Consider the following 21,388-nt stretch of genomic DNA (forward strand, 5'->3'; position numbering starts at 1 on the left):
CAGGATGGAAAAGAAAGAAGGAAAGAGAATCAGGGGACAGGGAGATCAGGAATTAATTCTGTCATCTTTCCTTCTCCCTCTCTTTCCCTCTGTTCTCTCCTTTCCTGCTATTATTTTATGGCTTCTGTATTTAAGTCCAATTCTTACAGTTACGGGATTTATTATTGCTTTTGGTGTCAATGTTCCTTTTTATGATCAATGGGTTGTACCTGCTTTATTTGAAAAAACAGCCACAGGAACATTAGAATTTAAAGAGTTATTTGAACTTCATAATAACCATCGAATCTTATTTCCACGCTTAATTTTTATTGTTTTAGGATTTATTTCCAGTTGGAATATTAAATTAGAGCTTTTTTTTAGTTTGGGATTAGCAATACTAACTTTTATCTTGTTATATAAACTTTCTGTTAATTCCTCAACAAATCAAAACTATTTTTTTTACTTTACTAATTTATTAACCGCTTTAATATTTTTCTCCTTCGCTCAATCTGAAAATTGGCTTTGGGGATTTCAAATTGCTTTATTTTTAATTAATTTATGCGTGATTTTGAGTTGTTTTATTTTAAATCATAATAAAATCAAACCTAAAACAAAGCTGTTACTGGCGGCTATTCCTTGTTTAATTGCCAGTTTTTCATCCGCACAGGGATTAATGAGTTGGTTGGCTTTAATTCCTTCTATTTGGATGATTACCATAGAAGCAAATCAACGAAAAAAATATTTAATATTTTGGCTAAGTTTATTTGCAATTTCTAGTTTAATTTACTCCATAGGATATACTCAAGAACCCCAAACAATCAATCTTTCGGTTCTTGAGCGGTTGTTCACTGGGGTTCACTTCTTTTTAAACTTAATTGCTGCAACTCTGACAAATTCCTATAATTTTAGTGGTTATATAGGATTAATAATTATATTAAATTTTATCGGGTTAGGGTGTTACTGTTTGATTAATCAAAAAGATCAAGAGTATTTACTAAAATCCTGTTCTCCTTGGTTTTCTATTGGAATATTTTCGATTTTATGTTCAATTTTAATAACATTAGGTCGTTATGATTATGGAGCAAATTATGCCATTGATACCTCTCGATATACAACGCATTCTTTACTATTAATTATTTCTGTGATTCAACTTTGGTTTATTGTTATTACTCAATCTAAAATTTTTAAATCTAACTATAGTCCTAAACTAATTTATAGTTTTATAGCGGGAATTTTAGTTTGTTTAATTGGAGTAAAATCAGAAATAGCGATCGCTCACGCTCAAACAGACTTAATTAATAAACAACGGGGTAAAACCTGCTTAGAACTGATTAACTATTTAGAAGACTCTAACTTCTTCAAAACCCATCCTGATCGGTGCTTATTAAGATTAAGTAAAACAACTTGGTGGATTCAAGATGGTGTTAAACAACTCCAGACCGTTCACCTGAGAAATTGGGCAAATAATATAACCTTTAAACCAGAATCAGAACAACTTTATGGTTATATTGATTTTCCTTTATCTCGTGATCAACCCGTGAAACTTAACCCCAAAGACTCTATTATTTTAAAGGGATGGGCAATTTTTCCCCATCAACAAAACCAACCCCAACTCGTCTTTTTCTCTCAGGGAAACCAACGATCCTTTTTTGCGAATGCTAATGTCGGTTTAAAAAGTCCAGATATTGCTCAGGTCTTGCATTCCCCACTCTATAATTATGCACGATGGCAAGTCCAAATTTCCACCCATGAATTGCATTATGACTTGGGAAACATAACCATTAAAGCTTGGGTCTATAATCCAGATGCTCATGAATTTATCCCGTTAAAGGGGGAAGTTAAGATCATTGTTGAGAAAGACTAACCCGTTCTTAACCTTGAAGTGAACGTTAATTCAGCTTCCATTAAGAAGCAATAATTTGGTACAATATTTAATCGCTGACCACTGATTAACCCAAATATGAATATTATTCCAACTTCAATTCCCGATCTTTTAATCATTGAACCCAAAGTCTTTGGGGACGAACGTGGCTTTTTCTTTGAAAGTTTTAACCATAAAGTCTTTGCTGAAAAGACTGGAATTACCTCAGAATTTGTACAGGATAATCATTCTCGTTCTGTTCAAGGAGTTTTGCGAGGTTTACATTATCAAATTCAACAAACACAAGGTAAATTACTGCGTGTTGTTGCGGGTGAAATTTTTGATGTCGCCGTAGATATGAGAAAAAGTTCTCCGACTTTTGGACAGTGGGTAGGTTGTATTCTGAGCGCAGAAAATAAGCGACAATTTTGGGTTCCCCCAGGATTTGCTCATGGCTTTTTAGTGGTTTCAGATATGGCTGAAGTGTTATATAAAACGACAGACTATTATGCACCCAACTATGAGCGATCTTTGCTGTGGAATGATCTTGATGTGGGAATTGATTGGCCCCTGAATGGAATTACACCAATTTTATCAGCAAAAGATCAGGAAGGTCAACCCTTGAAAACGGCGGAGTTCTTCTCATGACAAAAATTTTATTGATTGGAAAAGATGGTCAACTCGGTCAAGAATTACAGCCTTTTCTAACTTCTATGGGGTCGTTAGTTGCTGTAGGACGGGATACTCTTGATTTATCTCAACCTCAAATTATTGAACAAATAATAGAGGATATTCAACCCGAATGGGTGATTAATGTGGCGGCTTATACAGCAGTAGATAAGGCGGAAAGTGAACCGGAATTAGCAATGACAATTAATGGAATTGCACCCGGTATTTTAGCAAAAGTCTGTCAACAATTAGATGCAACATTGATTCATATTTCTACGGATTATATTTTCGATGGAACTCAAAGTCATCCTTATGTTGAAACAGATATAACTCATCCCCTCGGTGTCTATGGTCAATCGAAATTAGCCGGAGAAATTGCCATTCAAGAAACCCAAGCTAAATTTGCTATTCTTAGAACAGCTTGGGTTTATGGCAGTGGTGGAACCGGAAATTTTGTCAAAACTATGTTACGGTTGGGAAAAGAACGGGAAGAAATTCGGGTTGTTAGTGATCAAGTAGGGAGTCCAACTTGGACAGGGGATTTAGCACAATCAATTGTTCAATTAATGCCACTTTTAAACTCTCAAACCTACGGAATTTATCACTGTACAAATAGTGGTGTTACCAGTTGGTATGATTTTGCGATCGCTATTTTTGAAGAAGCCAAACTGTTAGGTTTTCCCCTGAAAATTGAACGGGTAATTCCAATTACAACCCCCGAATATCCAACGCCTGCAAGTCGTCCGGCTTATTCGGTTTTAAGTGGAAAAAAATTAGCTAATGTTCTCGGAAATCATACTCCCCAATGGCGTCAGGGATTGCGTAAAATGTTACAAGAATTAAAACCGTAGAGACGTTCCATGGAACGTCTCTACAGGATGTTTTCAGAAATTCTAAACTGATTAATTGTCAACTCTTAACCATTAATGATTAATTATGAAAGCACTAATTCTTTCCGGTGGAAAAGGAACAAGGTTGCGCCCTTTAACTTATACGGGTGCAAAACAACTCGTTCCCGTCGCTAATAAACCGATTTTATGGTATGGAATTGAGGGAATTGTTGCGGCTGGAATTACTGAAATTGGGATTATTATTAGTCCAGAAACCGGAGAAGAAGTTAAAAATTTGACGGGGAATGGCGATCGCTTTGGAGCCAAAATCACCTATATTTTACAAGAACAACCCGCCGGATTAGCTCATGCGGTTAAAGTTGCTCAACCGTTTTTAGGGGATTCTCCTTTTATTATGTATTTGGGAGATAACTTAATTGAAAGTCAACTTAATCAGTTTGTGGAACTCTTTAAACAACACCAACTAGATGGGTTAATTTTATTGAGAAGTGTACCTAATCCTACCGCCTTTGGGGTGGCTGTTGTTGATGATCAAGGACGAGTTTTACAGTTAGTTGAAAAGCCCAAAGTTCCCCCTTCAAATTTAGCATTAGTGGGGGTTTATTTTTTTGATAAAACGATTCATGATGCGATCGCTAAAATCCAACCTTCTCCACGCGGAGAACTAGAAATTACGGATGCAATTCAACAATTAATTGATGATCGCAAAAGTGTCGAAGCTTGTACCTTAGAGGGATGGTGGTTAGATACGGGTAAAAAAGATGATTTACTGAGTGCCAATCAAATTATTTTAGATTCCTGTATTACCTACGATGTTCAAGGAGAAGTAGACGAAAATAGTCATATTTTAGGACGGGTTAAAATTGGTCAAGGCACAAAATTAGTTAATTGTAGTGTACGGGGGCCAGTCATTATTGGGGAAAATTGTTATTTAGAAAATTGCTTTATTGGCCCCTACAGTAGTGTGGCGAATAAAGTGACTTTAATTGATGCTGAAATTGAACATAGTGTCATTTTGAGTGAAGCTAAAATTATTGGGATTAATCAACGCATTGTGGATACGGTTATTGGCCGTCGGGCTACTTTAAGTACCGCACCTCAACGACCGAAAGCATTACGGTTTATGATTGGAGATGATAGTCAAATTGAATTAGCGTGATTTACTGGATAACGGTTAATTATTACTCAACCGAACTGATTCAACGGTTAATTGATTCAATTGTAGAGACGTGCCAGGGTGCGTCTCTACACGGGATAAATTATCAAGTAATTATTATCAATAATTCTCCCGATGATATCTCTATTCATCAGTTAAAATCTTCCTTTGTTTTAATATTAGATGCACCCGAAAATATTGGGTTTGGTCGAGGGTGTAATATTGGGTTAAATTGGGTTTATCAACAAGATTCTCAAGCTCTTGTATGGTTAATTAATCCTGATGCTTATCTGTCTAAAAACGCTTTATCTCAAGCCTCTGACTTCTTTGAAAATTACCCAAAATTGTCAATTTTAGGAACAGTTATTTATAATGCTACCGGAGGCTTAGAGTTTACCGAGGGAGAGTTTAACCGAAAAACAGGCGAAATTATTGTTAAAAACAAGTTGTCAGAACATGGGAAAAATCAACCTTACAAGTTAACAGAATGGGTATCGGGATGTAGTTTATTAATTAATTTTAAAAACTTTAGAGAATGTCCTTATTTTGATCCCAACTATTTCCTTTATTATGAAGATTTTGATTTCTGTTTGCGGTATCGAAACCAAGGACATCAAATCGGTATTACTTCAAAACTTCAAGTATTCCATGAAACTTCATCTATTACCCAGAGAAATCCCAATCTCAAACTTCAGTACAGTATTTACAGTTATCTCCTCAGTCTTGATAAACATACCTCTAAAGTTATTCTATTTTATTGGTTATTTAGAATTAGTTTTATCGGTTTAATTACACTTTTGATAACCCCAAAAAAATCGGGATATAAACTCAAAGGAGTTTTAAATTTTATTTTCAAAACAAACAAAGATAAGCTATAGCAATCCGTGTAGGGGTGGAGTCCCTCCCAACCCTCTTTGCGCCTGGGTTAGGAGGGACACCACCCCTACAGGTTTTGATCACAAATTCTACACGGATTGCTATATTATAGAATTAGTAATATTTTCAATTATCGATTGAATTTATGAGCGATTCACTCCTGATTAATTTATCCTTTTTAATTCCTAAACCAACGGGAATTTCTATTTATGCTAGTCATATATTACCTGCTTTAAAACCGCTTCAACCCACATTATTAATCTCTCAAGAAAAACCTGATTATTCTTGTTATTCCGTTCCTAATAATATGACCCCAGACCAAGGAACAAAGGGACATCTTAGGAGGTTAATTTGGACACAATTTAAACTCCCTAAAATTTATCAACAATTCAAGGGAAATTTGATATTTTCTCCTATTCCAGAAGCACCGTTATATTGTGGATGTCGATCAATTGTGATGGCTCATGATTTAATTCCCTTAAGGTTTCCGAGACGGGGTTCTCGGTTAACCGCTTATTTTAAATATTATATTCCCCTTGTATTATCCCAAGCTGAACATATTGTCTGTAATTCTATCTCAACGGCTCAAGATTTAATCCAATTTTTTAACATTCCAGAACATAAAATTACACCTATTCCCCTCGCATACAACCCGCAGAGGTTCCAGTTTTTAGACTTACCAACCCACAATTATTTTCTCTATATTGGTCGTCATGATGCTTATAAAAATCTATCTCGATTAATTAGTGCTTTTTCTAAGTTAAAAAATTTATCCAAATATGAATTATGGTTGGCTGGCCCAACAGATGAAACCTACACACCCGAACTCAAAAGGCAGGTTCAAGAATTAGGATTAAGTCAACAGGTAAAGTTTTTAAATTATGTTCCTTTTGAACAATTAATACCAATTATTAATCAAGCGATTGCTGTTGTTTTTCCTAGTCTTTGGGAAGGGTTTGGTTTCCCGGTTTTAGAAGCGATGGCTTGTGGAACTCCTGTGATTACTTCTAATCTATCTTCTTTACCTGAAGTGGGCGGAAATGCGGCATTATATGTTAATCCTTATCAAGTAGAAGAAATTACAGAAGCGATGGAAACCTTAGCAAATAATACAGAAATGCGATCGCATTTAAGACAATTAGGATTAGAACAAGTTAAACAATTTAGTTGGGAAAAAACCGGAGAAGAAACAGCAAAAATCATCCAAAACCACCTATAAATTATCCTGTTGTTGCGCTTCAGCGCATCTTATTCGTTGTTGCAGGCTCCGTAATCTTAGACAGAGCCTCAGTTTCGGGTTCATGTAGAACCATGGAAAAAGATTATAAATTGTTGTTAGAAACAGGAATAGTAGGAATATCAGGGATATCAGGAATTACATTTGTAGTTGTTTCCCCAAAACTAGCAGCCGTCAAATTACTAACAGAAATATTATTAATTTGGGCTAATTGTTCTCCTGTAGTTTGAACAATAACTAGGGTATTTACTGATGAGGGTTGCAACAGAATATCATTAAACGTTACACCATCAGGCAATTTAATAATATCAATGCTATTTTCAAAATCTGTAATTACATCAAAACCGCCATCTGTAACTAAAACAAAGGTATCTTTTCCCGTTCCTCCGGTTAATGTATCGTTATCTTTGTCTCCTGAAAGAATATCATCCCCTGCATCTCCAAACAATTGATCACTGTTTTTTCCCCCATACAAACTATCGTTACCGTCTCCCCCTCTAACAATATCTTGATCTAAATCTCCAGCTAAGAAATCATTCCCACTTCCTCCATCGAGAATATCATCTTGTTTTCCTCCTCTAAGGGTATCAATTCCTCCATTCCCAATTAAGGAATCTGAACCCGTATTTCCATTAATAAATTCACTATCTTCTGAGGCGATAACCGTATCATTCCCATCCAGAGCTAATACACCACCTGGATAATTGTTTAGTTGTCCAGAAGATAAAATAATTGATTCGGCGGTGTTATCTCCAACGAGGAGAGATATACCGTTTTGAGTGCTAGGTTGTAGTACCATAGTTATTCAAAGATTGACCTAAAGATTACTAAAGGATTCGGATTATGACTGAATTATCATTTAGCTGACCAACGGTTGACCAGTGGGATCAACTTCTTCTCCAAACCATAAAGCTCCATATCCTTCATATAAACCAACACCTAAAGCACCCCAGGGTCTGTCTGACCAAATCCCTTGATTTAAGATAACTGAATTGTGTGGAGGGCTATTTTTCCATGAGTTGAGAGCTTCTTCTGCACTCATGCTAGGACTATTAAAACCAGAATAACCTGTTACAACTTCATAGCCGTAACCAGAATAACCTGTGTTGAGTCTTTCAGGTGCCCTCCACATATTAGGCCAGGTACTAGAGTTATTAGAATCATAAGCAGCGTCACTCCAAGCATGAGTAACCTGACCAATATTTTCCCCTAAATCAATAACATGACGATTGGCAACAGTTGTCAATGCTTTAGACACAGCTATAGGAGGAAGTCCGTTTTGAGTGCGGTACTCGTTCACTAGATTATAAAGTTTTACCTCTTCTGATTCAAGACCATCTGTAGAAGATGGAAAAGGTGTTGGATTTATTGGGTTAGGATTAACATTTGTAGTCCAAGAAATATTAAAACTGGCAGTATCTTGTTTTTCCGCATATCCAGCATAAACCCAATATTCGCCAGTAGTTGTTGGAGTAAAAGTATATTGTTTGGTACTGTTAGCATCATTTAACCAGTTCCAATCTTGACCACTGATGTTCACCCATTGATTAGAATCATAAGCATTAACTGGGATAACACCTACTCGATAAAAATCATCTGCTGTGACTGAGAAATTGTAGGTATTACCTGCCTCAAAATTTGTTATAGTGTATAAATTAACTCCAAAGTAATCCGAACCTACATCGCTGGGTGAGCCATTACCCCAATTTCGAGAAATACTATTTCTTGTAGTAACAGAACTTTGATCATTTCGAGTAAATGGATACCATCCTTTACTTTCATTTTGTCCTGTTGTCCAATCAAAAATTTCACCCCCCCAGTTTTGAGAATAATAATCATAAACCTCATCATTAAACTCAACTGAAAGGATGTTTCCATCTATAGTGATAGTGGCGTGATCATTCTCAGCTTTTAACGTTTGAATTTGTTTAGAACTTAATACTTTACCTTGAACAATATTGGCAAAAATTTCGCCTTCATCCCCAAGAGAATCACTAGAATTAAGCCGAGGATCAATAGAATGTCCAATTTCTTCTAAGACTACGCTGACAGCCTGATTAACGTTGCTACCCGTCAAAATATCTTCAGCCAGGTAAATTTGATTCGTGGTATCCGCAAACGCACCAGAAGACCCTTTAATATCGGCTGAAGCGACAATTTTAATCGGGGCAAGGGTGCTAAAATTTCCTGTAAGCCATTCTGTGGCTAAGGTTTGTGCCTTTTGAATATCCAAACTATCACCAAAAGGCAATTTCAATTGATCAACGAAAGTGGGATCACTAGCAAACAGTTGGAGTTGCTGATAGACTTTGGGCATCACCTGTTCTGCTAAAAAGGTGTTAGTGTCCGCTAAAGATGTGATAGCGTTGGCTGATGGAGGGTTAGGATTAACTTCAAACATGGTAGGTTCTCTGGTTGGTGAAAACTAATCAAACGTTCAAAATTGAAAGGTTATATTTCTGCTATCGATGGCTAGTAAAGGCTTTTACGCCAAACCTCAGTATTTGTTACAAAAGTTTATGTTCTGATTGGATCAACTCATATTTTTTCATGCTAAAAACTGCCTATTCATAGGGAATTGGCTTTTATTTTTAGGGTTTTCTCGATAACTAATGTTTTAGTGGGTTAGTTTTAGAATATACCAGTCTAAACTATCACACAACTAACAAAAGCTAGTATTTTACGCTATGCTTACGTTAGCTAAATTATCCAGATCTACCATGAATACTAAAGATGAGATGTTTACTGAGGCTAGTAACTTTTGGGATTTACAAAAACTGTATCAAGACCTAGAAGCAGTAAAACGGCTATTGTCCCCTCGTTCTCGACAGGGGTTAACGGAAACGGAAAAGCTTTATCTGAGGGGACTATTGTGTGGTTATAGTCCGGCGGAAATTGCTAAAAAACTATTTCAAAGTCCTAAAAGTGTGGAAGTTTACCTCTGTAAAACGTTATATCCGTATTTAAAAAATCTTTTAGAGGTTCCCTCAGAAGTAGGAAATTGGCGTAATATTTGTAACTGGTTAAATGATGCAGGTTATAAAAAGTTATCTTCAGGAGAAAACTTATTCAATAATTTATTACCTCAAGAAACTTTGGTTAAAATAGTTAATGTTGATTTTTTAAAAGAAAATACTATTTCAATTGATATTAACCTTCAACTTCATTTTCCATCGAATTTAAACCGTGATGAATCTAAAAATAATATTGATGAATAATAAGCGGTTAATGAGAAGGTTATAAACTACTGGGGATTAAGCCCTGAAGGGCTTACTACGTTGAAAAATATTGATGTCTTTAACTGCCAGTTCTGAGAAAAAGTAACTCCCCATTTTTAACGTTCTTCCATAGAATTTAACTTTTGTTGTAGTTGTTGAAAAACTAATTCACCATCAACGACTTTCCCTTCATTAATTTGCTGTGTTCCTTCAGCAATTTTTTGCCTAAGTTCAATCAGTTGCTTTTCTCTTTGATCATGCTGATCTAAAAGTTGAAATGCTATTGCTAATAACTCATCCACACTTTTATATTTACCTTGTTGTAGTTTTTCAAGAATAAATTTTTCTTGCTCTGGCTTAATTGCAATCTGCATTTTTATCTCCTTGTCTTTAAAGTTAATTGATAACAACTAGCAATATTAGATTCTCAATTTTGAGTTTTGGATTAAATCACCTACCTTGTAGCTTAACCAATATATTAACATAAACATCAAAAACCGTAGTAAGCCCTTCAGGGCTTCTTCTCTTAAGGTAATCCCAAATCTGGCAAATAATTAACAATTTTAACAGTTTCTAAACTAACGGTGATCACTTGACCAATTAACCGCACAATATATTGTTCATCATCTAAACGGTTAGGATCATTAACAATTCCACTGCGTTTATCAATTTTAACTTGATATTGATCAATAATCCAATCTAACGCCGAACGATTTCCTAAACGATATTCAAAAACTTCAGGAGGAATACCGCTTAAGGTGAGAAACTCATTATAAATAATTTGGGTTTTATCTTTACTAAGTTTCATTTTTTCCACCCGCCAATTTAACGGAACTTCATCATTTTCAATGAATTTAAGGCTATATTCGGGTTGTTGTTCATAGTTCAGATGCAGGTCTGCTAATTGTTGTCCAGCATCAACAAACCCTCGAAAATCTGGCGCGTAGGGAATGCGAGGAAGTTCTCGTTTGAGGTTGGCGGCGTAGCGTTCTCGATAGACGGGATGATGCAAGAGGCTATATGTATAATAGAAGATATCCCATTTTGTAATAGTCTGATCTTGGTAATAATTTCTAAATTGTTCAAGTGACCAGTCGGTGATATTTTCTTTTCGGTTTGTTCCGTCTTTGTCGTAGGTATAGAAGGGGAAACATTGACCAGGACGACCACCGACATCAAGAGATGGAATACAATTCGTTATCTGTACTAAAAAAGGAATTTGTGAATGATTAGTTACAGCAATAAGTCGATTTTCTTTTTCAGTATCAGGTGTAGGGAATATATAAGGAAATTGATAACGGCGCTCGTTTAATTGAGTATTAAAATATAGATAATATTTAGTAAATGGCCGATAAATAGATTGCTTGATAAAGTGGGAATTATACTCTATTTTAAATTCTCTATTTAACCAAATTTTTAGTCCTTCAGACCAACTAATTTTAGTTTCATTGTTAGTTACAAAATCATCTATTTTTACTGAACGATCAATGCGCTGTGTCCAACTGATCATTTGCTCATTATAAGTTAATATAGTGCGTTTAACATTCTCTGTAAGATTCATGGGATCAAAATTATATACCCATGAATCTCGAGAAGTAGCGATTCCTCTACTATAAAGTTTAAAAATTACATGAATATCATCTATTTTTGATGACTTGCTTTCTTTATTACCCATTGAAATAAAATCATAAAAATCATTTTCTAATCCTTCAGTTAACCAAGTATATTTTTGATCTGGATGAATCTCGTGCCATTCTAAATTTTGGATACTTTTTAATTTCTCTATCAACTCAAATTTCTCTTTTCGTGTCGCTTTCCAATCTACCTCACTATAAAAAATTTTGCAATCACTATCATTGTTTTTGTGCTTAATTAAAAAAGTAACAGCTATACCTACCATAGCTGCTAAACCAAAAATCGTGTTTTTTTCTCCAATGGGTATTCCTTCCCGCATCGAGTCTTGTCTAACATTTCCTTTTAAATCTAAAACATAAATACAACTAAAATCTTTAAATAAATTTTTTCTCATTCCATCAAAAGCAAGCGAATTAATAAAACTATTATTTGTAACTAAAGCAATAATTCCTTCATCTCCTATTCTATCTGAAGCCCAACGAAACGCTTTAACATAAGGATCAGAAAGGGAATTTTTATTCGTGGCTTTTGAATCTTTAGAATAAGTTGCGGCAACTCGATCATCAATTCCAGTTTTATCTTTATTTGTATATTTGCGATTTTTATTATTATCATTTTCATTAACCTGAGCCATATTATAAGGCGGATTTCCAATAATCACAAAAATTGGTGAACTTCTTTGACGTTGAACCCTGGCCGTATTTTCAGGCGTAAATAAAGATAACTGTTGCACCTGTTGATCAGAAAACGTATCGACTAAACAAATCCCTTCAAAAGCTTTATAACCTCCCGTTGCTTCAAAATATTGATGCTCAATATTCATCGAAGCAATATAATAAGGTAATAACATCACCTCATTGCAGTGTAATTCCTGTTCATATTTATAGGGAAGGGCAGTTTTTTTAATTTCCTGCATCACCCGTAAAATAAAATTACCCGTCCCCACAAACGGGTCAAGAATATGCACTCCCTTGTCATTTAAAGACTTCCCAAACTCTTTTTGTAAGATATCCTCAACACTTTTCACCATAAAATTAACAATGGGTTGCGGTGTGTAAACAATTCCGTGGGTATCCGCAACTTTAACCGCAAACCCTTGAAAGAATTTCTCATAAACCGTATTCAGAAAATGCTGTTTATCGCTAAACTCATCAATGGTTTGAGCCGCATCTTCCAAAGCGCGATAAAAATAATCAACTTCCCCTAAAAAATTATCTCGACTAAAAGATTTAGATGTTAATGCTTGAATTACCTTTTCAATTTCCACCGCAATAATATTACGACGGGTGAAATCAGGATTATTAAAAATTTGTCTAAAAATTCGTTCTGTAAGGAGATGTTGAATTAACATTTCTTCCACCGCCGCCTCAGAAAGATTCGGGTTAATGGCTTGACGGCAAATTCCCGTAAATTCACTAAAAGATTGAATAAATTTTGGGTTAATTTTGCGTTGGGTTTCGATTAAATCAATCAATTTACCCGATAAATCTTTAACCCGTCCACCAAATTCTGCCGCCGCTATTTCCCATTGGGCAATTTCAGGGGTGCGATATTCAAAAAATAACTTTAACGTATCTACTAAAATCTGCGGTTTTGTGATATTTTGATCACAGATTTGTTTTCCTCCTTGCCATAAAATTACTCGTTCAGGAGATTGAAAAATAATATTATCTTTGGGATAACCTACCGCAAATTTCTGTTTAATTTCTCGCTCTAATTTATCCTGACTATCTTTCGCTTCCCAAACGCCATATCTAATACTTCCATCCCGAACTAAAGCACCATCAACCCGAATGCTTTTACCGTTGGGTAATTTAATTTGTTTTTCAGGAACTAAGGTTAACTCAAATTGCGGACAACAGGCTTTTAAGAGGTCTGCAAAGGCATCTTTAACCGCTAATTCGTGGGAAACTCCCAATTTTGCAAACTGTTGTAAAGCGTCATAATAAGCTCTAATGGGTTTATGGGTGGGTTTCAGGTTTAGCGCCGCCATAGGAAACAAGTTTTTAGATCTTCTCTGTTAATTATCTTATATTAAACTCAATAAAATGTTTAATTTAATAAAAATTATTTTAAAGAGTGCGCTCAAGCGAAACAACGACGCAACAACGGGGTTAGGGGATAATCTCTAAATTAAAGCTTTTTCCAATTTGAGTGAGTTGATTGTTTTTAGCGTCATAACTCCAAACTTTCATCTGATTATTTCCTGGGGGTAAAATTGCTGTAGGAACACGAATCATCCAGCCTGATTTTTCATATTTAGGATTAGATAAGGTTTTAACTACATCAGGTCTAGGAATATTGACTTGACCGACAGCAATTAATTGATTATTTTCTCCTAAACTTAGATAAACTGCATCCGCAGGTTTTGATTGTTTAGGAAGAATTGACCATCCACTAATAGATAAATCATCCCGTTGATAAATGGGTTGGGTCGGAATAGATTCTATATTACCATTTAACGTTTGAGTTTGAGTGAATTTTAACGGTTGATTATTACGTTTCCAAAACCAATGAGATTGAACGGTTTTATAGGGTCGATAGGTGGTTAAAACGTTTTGATAAATTAAAGAAGCTGATTCTGATTTTAATACAAAATCCCAAGGATTATGATACCATATTTCATTGGTTAATAATAGGATATTGGGTTTCGTTTCATTGAGTTCTTGAATGACTTGCTGTTGTGCAATGGTGGGTTTAGCATAGAGAACATAACCGTATTTAGAACAGGAAGGTTTATTAAATAAATAATACCATAATCCTTCAGAAGTTAAGGTATAAAAGCAAGATTGTTGCTCAATTTCAGGTTTGAGGGTGTTCCACGCTTCTAAATAGTCGGGTTTTAAGAGTTCTTGATTAGGAGTTGATAAAGCGTCAGGGAGTTGAGTTAATTTTTGCATCCCTTTAACAATATTAAAACTGGGTTCTGCTAAAATAATTACAATCAAAAGCAGAATCGTTAAAGTCTGTTGAAGGGGAGTTAAGTTAAATTGCGATAACTGCGCTTCTATTTTATGTTTATATCCCCGATAAAGCAGGTAAAATCCTAAAAATGCCGTAATTAATGCGCCATGATAGGCGTGTCCTAAATCGCTTCTATCAAGGGTAATTCTCATGTAAACGGATGCAGCAACTAGGAGTAAAATAATCAGATAATTGTTTTGAATAAAAGAACGAAGTTTAAATTCATGATTTTTGAAGTCTAAGAGGAGATAAACTAAAACCGCACTTTGAACAAACATAGATAACCAAAAGGTTTGGGAAGTCCAGGTTAATTCTAGGGGGGGAAGGGGAATAAAGGAAATATAGCGTCCATATTTTCCCCAATATAAAACTTGAGAGATAATGGCATTAATTTGATTAAAACCTAGGAATATTAGACTAAAAATAGAAGTAACAATAATCCCAATTAACGATCCTTTTAACCATAAAATAGATGTTTTTTTGTTGATAAATAATGATAAAATAGAAGCACAAAGATAAACGGCGATAAAATAAATCGCTCGGTCATAAATATAGAAAAAACTACTCGGAATTGAAGCTCCAATTAATATAGATAACCATTGCGCTTGGTTGGTTTGAGTTTCCGCTACTCTAAAAAAACGTAAGGTTAAGGCTAATTGAATAATAAAACTGGTTCCCCTACGACCATCAAATTTATAGAAAACTCCATCAAAAACACAAAATAGAATACAGGAGATTAAAAATATTTTTAAGCGATTTTTATGGATTTGAGATAAATTAATTAATTCCCACAATATCCAAAAATACCCTAAACAGGTGATCACATTTTCTAGGTTGACAAATAACCGAGTTAAAGCAATACCATTATTTTGATTAGCGAGATTTGCTGCTAACCAACTAGGAAGGACATCAACGCCATAGCCATGAATTAAAACGGTATTGATAAAGGGTTGTTTGAGTTGTAGAAAGTTGGGTAAAAAGCCTAAAAATTCTCCTTCATGAAACGAATCTATTAAGATTGAATTAATTTTAAATTGGTTAAAAGGAGTATTAATTAACCAAGTCAGAAGTAAAATAGAACTGATTCCTATCCAAGTATAACGATGGTTAAGCACTCCTAAAATTGCTTTTAGGGGTTTTTGATTCAGATTTAAAACCAGAGTCGCAATTAAAGGAGGAGTTAGGAGTAAAATAATATATTTAATATAGTCTGTATAGGGACTAATATCCTCAATACTGGCTAAAGAAATCACCCCTGTTTGATGACTTCCAAAGGGAATTTTAATCGAATTGACCCAAGGAACTAGAATTAACCAAGTCGCTAAAGTGATGGTAAAAATGGCGGTTAAATTCACTTTAGCCTGTTGTTTTTGTTCAGACATTTTTAAGCAGGGAATAGGGAACAGGTAGGAAAAGTTGAATATTTTATTGTAGGGGTTGGGTCTCCCAACCCTCTATGGATTTGGGTTAGGAGGGACACCACCCCTACAGTTTTTTGACAAATTCAACACAGATTGCTACCGTTAAGATTGCAATTCAGAAACTTGATTAGATGATTGATTTTGGGATGAAAAGGAATACAACTTATGTCCTGTAAAACTAATCATCGCAACACAAGCAGCACTCGCTAAACGAGATAGGGTTGGATGCCATCCCAATTCATTTATTAACAGTTGTAATAGCCCTAAATTGGCTAATAAACTGTTTAAAGCAACCGTCGCAAATACACCATATTGAACAAACCAGTTTTTCCAATACACCCCAAATACAAACCGACGACTTAGCCAAAAGTTTGTACTTAATCCGATAAAATAACTAATTCCTAATGCAAAAACATACCATAAACCCGACTGGATGAGAATCGAAAAAACGAGAACATCGACAATAGTAGCTGCGCCACCTGTGAATAAATAGCCGCCAAATTCTCGTAAGGTTTTTAAGGTTTGGCGACGACGGGATAAGCGAGTATTGGTTGCTGCGGTTGTGGCGGCTTCTGCGCTGGCTTCTTCCACATATTCACTATCACTATTAACATCCCAGAGGTCATGTTTACCCGGAGTTAGAACGTTCTCCGCCGCAAAAATTCCCATTAATAAACTATGGTCTTGATTATTATACTTAAATGCGCCATAACGTCCCACTAATTGCAAGTTTTGGAAGGTTTGTAAATAGCCTTGAATTTCCGATAAAGCGGTTTGATAATTTCCAGCATAGATAGGATAGGTTCGAGATAAACGAACAATAAACCCATCAGAAATCGTTTGATTTTTTAATAATCCAATTTGGCGTAATTCTTTCGCAGCTAATATTCGCAGTTCATCTTCTGGACATTGCCATAAATCATCGCCAAAATTACACCAATATTCACAACAAAGGGGGGTTTGTTGAGTATTTGCTAACATTTCTGGCGACCAGTTGGCGAAATTTGTCACTCGTCCAACTTGAACTCTGGGGTCATTAATATATAACCAATTATCAGGGAAAATATTTCCGCCTTCTACCATTAAATAGACTAAAATTGTATTTCTAAATTTTAGCGATTTAGCTGCATCAATGACTTTTTCAGGCGGGGAAGATTGCAATTGTTGAACCAAATGCGTTAGAGGAATAGAAGAAATCACACCCCCACAAGTAACGGTATTTTCCTCTTTGGTGATGCGGTTTCTTAGAGTGATATGGGTGACTTGAGAATTTTGATGATGAACTTGAATAACTTCTGTATTTAATAAAATTGGTTGTTGATGTTGTTGTAAATAGTCGGCGATTTTTTCATAGAGTTGACCCGAACCTAAACGGGGAAATTGAAACTGGTCAATCAGATTTTTAACTTTACCATCATTGCCTAAAATAGCATTTTTAATCGCTTTTGATAAGGATAATCCTTTAATTCGTTGTGCGGCCCAATCTGCACTAATTTCTGTACAGGGAATTCCCCATAATTTCTCGGTGTAACCTTCAAAAAATATCTCTGCTAATCGTTTTCCAAATTTATTTTCAACCCATTCTGCAAAGTTATTCGTTTGGGATTTAGGAAATAATCGAACTGCTAAATAGGAGATAATAATTCTTAAAGTTTCAACGAATCCTAACGCGGATAAAACTTGTTTAGCTTTTAAGGGATAACTGAAATATTTTCCCCCATAATAAATCCGAGTCAGACGATTAACTGTAACTTGTTCATCTCCTAAAACTTCATCCCAAAGTTGCAAAACCGGAGCAATTTTTGTATAAAATCGATGGGGGCCGTAATCTAATATAAAGCCTTGATATTCTATACTTTTAGCTAATCCTCCGACTTGACTATCGCGTTCAACCACAACAACGGATTGACCTTGTTTCGTTAACGTATAAGCCGCAGCGAGTCCGGCTGGGCCAGCCCCTAAAATATAAATGGGTTCCATCACACCTAATATTATCGTTGGATAAATTGTCTCTATAATACAAGATTAATTCGATAGTTTAACAAACTTACCCGACGAATACAACAATAAATCCTGAAAACGGCTAGGATTGTTTAGGGTTAGGGTGTAGGATTGGGGTTGTACATCACTGACTTGATAGTCTTTCGTGACGACTGTATTTTTAGGCGTGAGAAAAAATAAGGTTTGGGGATTAGATAATTTTAGTTGATATTGATTGGGTTGAAGAGGCTTAACGATAATTTCATCTGTGGGTTCTAGCAGAGTATTCATCATTATTGATAAAATATTATCGGTATATAATCTAACTTTTTCAAAGGGTTTATCTGTTGATTTTTGCTCAAATTGAATATTAAAGCGATTATCAAAATTAAAAAGATAGAGTCCTTGGATTAATCCAGTTCGATATACATAAGCGCCTCTATAATTATCGGGAACACTGGTAATTATAGGGGATTCTATGGGCGTTTTTTGGAGACTGGTTAATAAACTTTGAGAGAGTTCTCCGGCGAATTTCCAATTTTGGTTAACTGAATGTAGGGATAATCCTAAACTAACTAATATAATCGAGGATAGAATTAAAGTCAGTTGAAAATTATTAGCTAAAATTGTAATGATTAACGCAATATAAATTGAGGTAAAACTAGAAGCCCAATATAAATAACGTTCTCCTTGGGTATCAAAGGGAGAAACAGAAACATTAATTGCAGGTAAAACACAAATCCAAAATCCAACGATTAATAAAATTAAGGTTTGAGGAATTTGAGAGGTTAGTTGATGTTTATGATAACTTAAAATAAAAGCCAATAAGGAGATGAGAATCACTCCCAATAATTGTGTAATCCAGATTGTTAAATTTGAGTTGAGTTGAGGTGATAAAAAGCTACGAGTTGGATAAATGATTAAATTGTATAAAATTTGAATCGGATTAAACTGAAGATGAATTCCTTCTCCATATCCCCCAATTAACGTTCCTAATTTTAAATATCGACAAACAAAATAAAACCCTAAAACGGCTCCGTACATTGAAACAATTGTCAAGAGTTTATTCAAAGTTCTGGGTTTTTCTTGTAAATATTGGTAGAGTTCATAGGCTAAAATTAACCCTGGAAAACTAACAATCGATTCTTTACATAATAACGCAGCTAAAAAGGCAGCTAAAGAGATCCAGAATTGTAAGGGTTGATAAAATTGTTTAAAGGTTAAATAGGTTGAAAAGGAGAGTAAGGCAAAAAATGTGGCAATAACATCAGTCCGGGCAGAAATCCAAGAAACAGCTTCAGAATGGGAGGGTAATAATAGAAAAATAAATCCGGCAAAATAAGGAAAAAATCGTTTTAATTTTAATTCTAATCTTAAATTTAAACTTAATAAAAATGCTATTATTCCCACTAAAAAGGCATTTCCTAAATGAAAGCCAAAATTAGTTAAATGGTAGCCAAAAGCATTTAATCCCCAGATTTTATAATCTAAAAAACTAATTAATCCCAATAGAGGACGAAAAAATAACGATTGACCATGTTGTTGATTAAACCACAACCCAAACGGCCCTAATTTAGACATTAAGGCAATTAAAACAAAATCATCCGAGAGAAAAAAACTATTAAAAATGTTAGAATAAGCAATCAACCCTGTAACAGCAATAATTCCGATTAAAATTATTGAATAACGAGAGATTTTGGAAAAAGATTTTGTCTTCATTACCGTGTTAAATTTGGGGCAACCGGATTCATGGCGAGTTTTTTCAGTATCAGGTTTTAAGATGATCCTGTCAAGTCATCAATTCTCCACAATTTATTTAAACTTTTTGAAAAAAATAGACCCTCAACAGGTAATATAAAATCAGTGAATTTTATCCCTCGTGATTCAACACAATCCATAGGCAGAGAGTTGACCTCTGTTCCTGACGTGTTATGCTCCACATTGAGTGTGTGAATATATTAAGAGGAGTGAATTTTTATGGTCGCAACACCCGCTCGGACTCAGAACTTTAGTTCGCTGCAAAAAGAAGCCAACACCGCCCAACCTCGAACTATCTCCCATTTTGGCTTTACTGATCAAGTCGGGGAACTCCCCACCACCCCCCTATTTGGAACCGATGGTATCCGGGGACGGGTTGGAGGACTCCTGAGTGCACCTCTGGCTTTACAAGTGGGCTTCTGGGCGGGTCAAGTTCTCCGACAACAGGCCCAACATCCCGGCCCGGTAATTTTAGGCCAAGATACCCGCACCTCTGGCAATATGTTGGCAATGGCCCTCTCCGCCGGATTAATTGCTGCGGGGCTGGAAGTTTGGCATATTGGGGTTTGTCCCACCCCAGGAGTTTCCTATTTAACCTTAACCTCTGAGGCTATTGGTGGAGTGATGATTTCCGCCAGCCACAACCCCCCAGAAGACAACGGAATTAAGTTTTTTGGAAAAGATGGTACAAAACTATCCACCGCCCTACAACAGCAAATAGAGGCGGGAATTAGAGGAACTGCCGATTTTCCCATTTCTTATAGCGACTGTGGCCAACACTATTATCGCCCCGAACTGATTCAAAATTATGCCCAATCTCTACATGGGCCGTTACTCTCTGTCTCGAATTTACACCGGATGCGGGTGGTTTTAGATTTAGCTTGGGGGGCCGCAGTTCCCTTAGCAGCCCAGGTATTTAGAGAAATGGGGGCGGAGGTGATTTGTCTCCACGATCAACCCAATGGCCATCAAATTAACGTTAATTGTGGGTCTACCCATTTACACGCTCTACAACAGACTGTTTTAGAGCATAAAGCGGATCTTGGGTTCGCGTTTGATGGGGATGCGGATCGGGTTTTGGCTGTCGATGGCCAAGGTCGAACGGTAGATGGGGATTATATTCTCTATTTTTGGGGTCAAACCCTCAGCCAAGCCGGACAACTCCCCGAAAATTTAATTATTTCAACGGTGATGGCTAACCTGGGTTTTGAACGGGCTTGGCAACAGTTCGGGGGCCAATTAATTCGGACTCCGGTAGGCGACCAACACGTTCACGCCGAAATGAAACGTACCGGGGCGATGTTAGGCGGTGAACAGTCGGGACATATTCTCTGTCACCATTATGGAATTAGTGGCGATGGGTTACTGACGGCGTTACATTTAGCGACCTTAGTGAAACGTTCCGGTCAGTCTTTGGCAGAATTAGTGAATAATAGTTTTCAAACCTATCCCCAACTGTTAAAAAATATCCGGGTTGAGGATGTTGATCAACGGCGTCATTGGCAAGAGTGCGAACCTGTGATTAAAGCAATTGAAACCGCAGAACAAGCGATGGGAGATCAAGGGCGAATATTAGTCCGGGCGTCGGGAACAGAACCTTTAATTCGGGTGATGGTAGAAGCAAAGAGCGCCGATTTAGCCGAATATTGGGCGAATCAGTTAGTCTGGACAGTAGAACAGTATTTGGTGAGTTAGTATTTTTATCTCTACTTTAGGCTTTTGGGATTTCCAAACCCCAAAAGCCACATATAAAATATTACATCTCCTTCCTATCCCCAAATCA

General features: G+C 35.9%; 15 protein-coding genes. 8 read left to right on the forward strand and 7 right to left on the reverse strand.

The genetic code is table 11. The features are described from left to right. Positions 1 to 4: 4 nt before the first annotated feature. The 6 genes from PL8927_RS16975 (at position 5) to PL8927_RS17000 (ending at position 6,611) form a co-directional block, all read left to right on the forward strand. Complete coding sequence (locus tag PL8927_RS16975) at positions 5 to 1,843, forward strand: hypothetical protein (RefSeq protein ID WP_231506047.1); 1,839 nt, start codon at positions 5 to 7, stop codon at positions 1,841 to 1,843. A gap of 96 nt (positions 1,844 to 1,939) precedes the next feature. Continuing rightward, positions 1,940 to 2,488 carry a dTDP-4-dehydrorhamnose 3,5-epimerase gene (rfbC, locus tag PL8927_RS16980; RefSeq protein ID WP_083623900.1) on the forward strand — a complete coding sequence of 183 codons (549 nt, stop codon included), beginning with the start codon at positions 1,940 to 1,942 and terminating at the stop codon, positions 2,486 to 2,488. Further along, a complete protein-coding gene (gene rfbD, locus PL8927_RS16985) occupies positions 2,485 to 3,360 on the forward strand; it encodes a dTDP-4-dehydrorhamnose reductase (protein WP_083623902.1) in 876 nt (291 codons plus the stop codon). The genes rfbC and rfbD overlap by 4 nt, the downstream gene beginning before the upstream one ends. Positions 3,361 to 3,445: 85 nt before the next feature. After that, on the forward strand, positions 3,446 to 4,519 hold the full coding sequence (locus PL8927_RS16990) for a glucose-1-phosphate thymidylyltransferase (protein ID WP_083623904.1): 1,074 nt from the start codon (positions 3,446 to 3,448) through the stop codon (positions 4,517 to 4,519). Continuing rightward, positions 4,516 to 5,394 (forward strand): glycosyltransferase, encoded by an 879-nt coding sequence (locus PL8927_RS16995; protein WP_083623906.1) that lies wholly within the window; start codon positions 4,516 to 4,518, stop codon positions 5,392 to 5,394. The genes PL8927_RS16990 and PL8927_RS16995 overlap by 4 nt, the downstream gene beginning before the upstream one ends. 143 nt (positions 5,395 to 5,537) lie before the next feature. Then, the gene (locus tag PL8927_RS17000) at positions 5,538 to 6,611 is read left to right on the forward strand and encodes a glycosyltransferase family 4 protein (protein ID WP_083623910.1); all 1,074 of its coding nucleotides are present in this window, start codon (positions 5,538 to 5,540) and stop codon (positions 6,609 to 6,611) included. 103 nt (positions 6,612 to 6,714) lie between these two features. Here the strand turns inward: PL8927_RS17000 and PL8927_RS17005 are convergent, their stop codons facing one another. Together PL8927_RS17005 and PL8927_RS17010 are read right to left on the reverse strand one after the other, a co-directional pair. Continuing rightward, a complete protein-coding gene (locus tag PL8927_RS17005; protein ID WP_083623913.1) occupies positions 6,715 to 7,428 on the reverse strand; it encodes a calcium-binding protein in 714 nt (237 codons plus the stop codon). Positions 7,429 to 7,488: 60 nt separating this feature from the next. Further along, positions 7,489 to 9,030, reverse strand: coding sequence for a CAP domain-containing protein (locus PL8927_RS17010; protein WP_083623917.1), 1,542 nt, complete (start codon positions 9,028 to 9,030; stop codon positions 7,489 to 7,491). A gap of 319 nt (positions 9,031 to 9,349) precedes the next feature. On the opposite strand from PL8927_RS17010, the gene PL8927_RS17015 reads away from it, so the two are divergent. Next, on the forward strand, positions 9,350 to 9,847 hold the full coding sequence (locus tag PL8927_RS17015) for a helix-turn-helix domain-containing protein (RefSeq protein WP_083623919.1): 498 nt from the start codon (positions 9,350 to 9,352) through the stop codon (positions 9,845 to 9,847). 116 nt (positions 9,848 to 9,963) lie between these two features. Here PL8927_RS17015 and PL8927_RS17020 read toward each other — a convergent pair whose 3' ends face one another. The 5 genes from PL8927_RS17020 to PL8927_RS17040 form a co-directional block, all read right to left on the reverse strand. Beyond that, positions 9,964 to 10,221 (reverse strand): ribbon-helix-helix domain-containing protein, encoded by a 258-nt coding sequence (locus PL8927_RS17020; RefSeq protein ID WP_083623923.1) that lies wholly within the window; start codon positions 10,219 to 10,221, stop codon positions 9,964 to 9,966. A gap of 152 nt (positions 10,222 to 10,373) precedes the next feature. After that, positions 10,374 to 13,475, reverse strand: a complete 3,102-nt coding sequence (locus PL8927_RS17025) for a type ISP restriction/modification enzyme (RefSeq protein ID WP_083623925.1) — start codon at positions 13,473 to 13,475, stop codon at positions 10,374 to 10,376. 121 nt (positions 13,476 to 13,596) lie between these two features. Further along, positions 13,597 to 15,828, reverse strand: a complete 2,232-nt coding sequence (locus PL8927_RS17030; protein WP_083623927.1) for a hypothetical protein — start codon at positions 15,826 to 15,828, stop codon at positions 13,597 to 13,599. A gap of 141 nt (positions 15,829 to 15,969) precedes the next feature. After that, positions 15,970 to 17,847 (reverse strand): GtrA family protein, encoded by a 1,878-nt coding sequence (locus tag PL8927_RS17035; RefSeq protein WP_083623929.1) that lies wholly within the window; start codon positions 17,845 to 17,847, stop codon positions 15,970 to 15,972. A gap of 45 nt (positions 17,848 to 17,892) precedes the next feature. Then, positions 17,893 to 19,566 carry a hypothetical protein gene (locus PL8927_RS17040; RefSeq protein ID WP_083623931.1) on the reverse strand — a complete coding sequence of 558 codons (1,674 nt, stop codon included), beginning with the start codon at positions 19,564 to 19,566 and terminating at the stop codon, positions 17,893 to 17,895. Between the two features lie 258 nt (positions 19,567 to 19,824). Here PL8927_RS17040 and glmM point away from each other — a divergent pair, with 258 nt between their 5' ends. Continuing rightward, positions 19,825 to 21,300, forward strand: a complete 1,476-nt coding sequence (gene glmM / locus PL8927_RS17045) for a phosphoglucosamine mutase (RefSeq protein WP_083623933.1) — start codon at positions 19,825 to 19,827, stop codon at positions 21,298 to 21,300. The last annotated feature ends 88 nt before the right edge of the window (positions 21,301 to 21,388 follow it).

Origin of the sequence: Planktothrix serta PCC 8927 (assembly GCF_900010725.2) — a bacterium.
GTDB classification, from domain to species: Bacteria; Cyanobacteriota; Cyanobacteriia; order Cyanobacteriales; family Microcoleaceae; genus Planktothrix; species Planktothrix serta.

Excerpts from the sequence above, each read along its gene's own strand:
- PL8927_RS16975 (WP_231506047.1), top strand. The coding sequence starts at position 5 with ATGGAAAAGAAAGAAGGAAAGAGAATCAGGGGACAGGGAGATCAGGAA.
- rfbC (WP_083623900.1), top strand. The coding sequence starts at position 1,940 with ATGAATATTATTCCAACTTCAATTCCCGATCTTTTAATCATTGAACCC.
- rfbD (WP_083623902.1), top strand. The coding sequence starts at position 2,485 with ATGACAAAAATTTTATTGATTGGAAAAGATGGTCAACTCGGTCAAGAA.
- PL8927_RS16990 (WP_083623904.1), top strand. The coding sequence starts at position 3,446 with ATGAAAGCACTAATTCTTTCCGGTGGAAAAGGAACAAGGTTGCGCCCT.
- PL8927_RS17000 (WP_083623910.1), top strand. The coding sequence starts at position 5,538 with ATGAGCGATTCACTCCTGATTAATTTATCCTTTTTAATTCCTAAACCA.
- PL8927_RS17005 (WP_083623913.1), bottom strand. The coding sequence starts at position 7,428 with ATGGTACTACAACCTAGCACTCAAAACGGTATATCTCTCCTCGTTGGA.
- PL8927_RS17010 (WP_083623917.1), bottom strand. The coding sequence starts at position 9,030 with ATGTTTGAAGTTAATCCTAACCCTCCATCAGCCAACGCTATCACATCT.
- PL8927_RS17015 (WP_083623919.1), top strand. The coding sequence starts at position 9,350 with ATGAATACTAAAGATGAGATGTTTACTGAGGCTAGTAACTTTTGGGAT.
- PL8927_RS17020 (WP_083623923.1), bottom strand. The coding sequence starts at position 10,221 with ATGCAGATTGCAATTAAGCCAGAGCAAGAAAAATTTATTCTTGAAAAA.
- PL8927_RS17025 (WP_083623925.1), bottom strand. The coding sequence starts at position 13,475 with ATGGCGGCGCTAAACCTGAAACCCACCCATAAACCCATTAGAGCTTAT.
- PL8927_RS17030 (WP_083623927.1), bottom strand. The coding sequence starts at position 15,828 with ATGTCTGAACAAAAACAACAGGCTAAAGTGAATTTAACCGCCATTTTT.
- PL8927_RS17035 (WP_083623929.1), bottom strand. The coding sequence starts at position 17,847 with ATGGAACCCATTTATATTTTAGGGGCTGGCCCAGCCGGACTCGCTGCG.
- PL8927_RS17040 (WP_083623931.1), bottom strand. The coding sequence starts at position 19,566 with ATGAAGACAAAATCTTTTTCCAAAATCTCTCGTTATTCAATAATTTTA.
- glmM (WP_083623933.1), top strand. The coding sequence starts at position 19,825 with ATGGTCGCAACACCCGCTCGGACTCAGAACTTTAGTTCGCTGCAAAAA.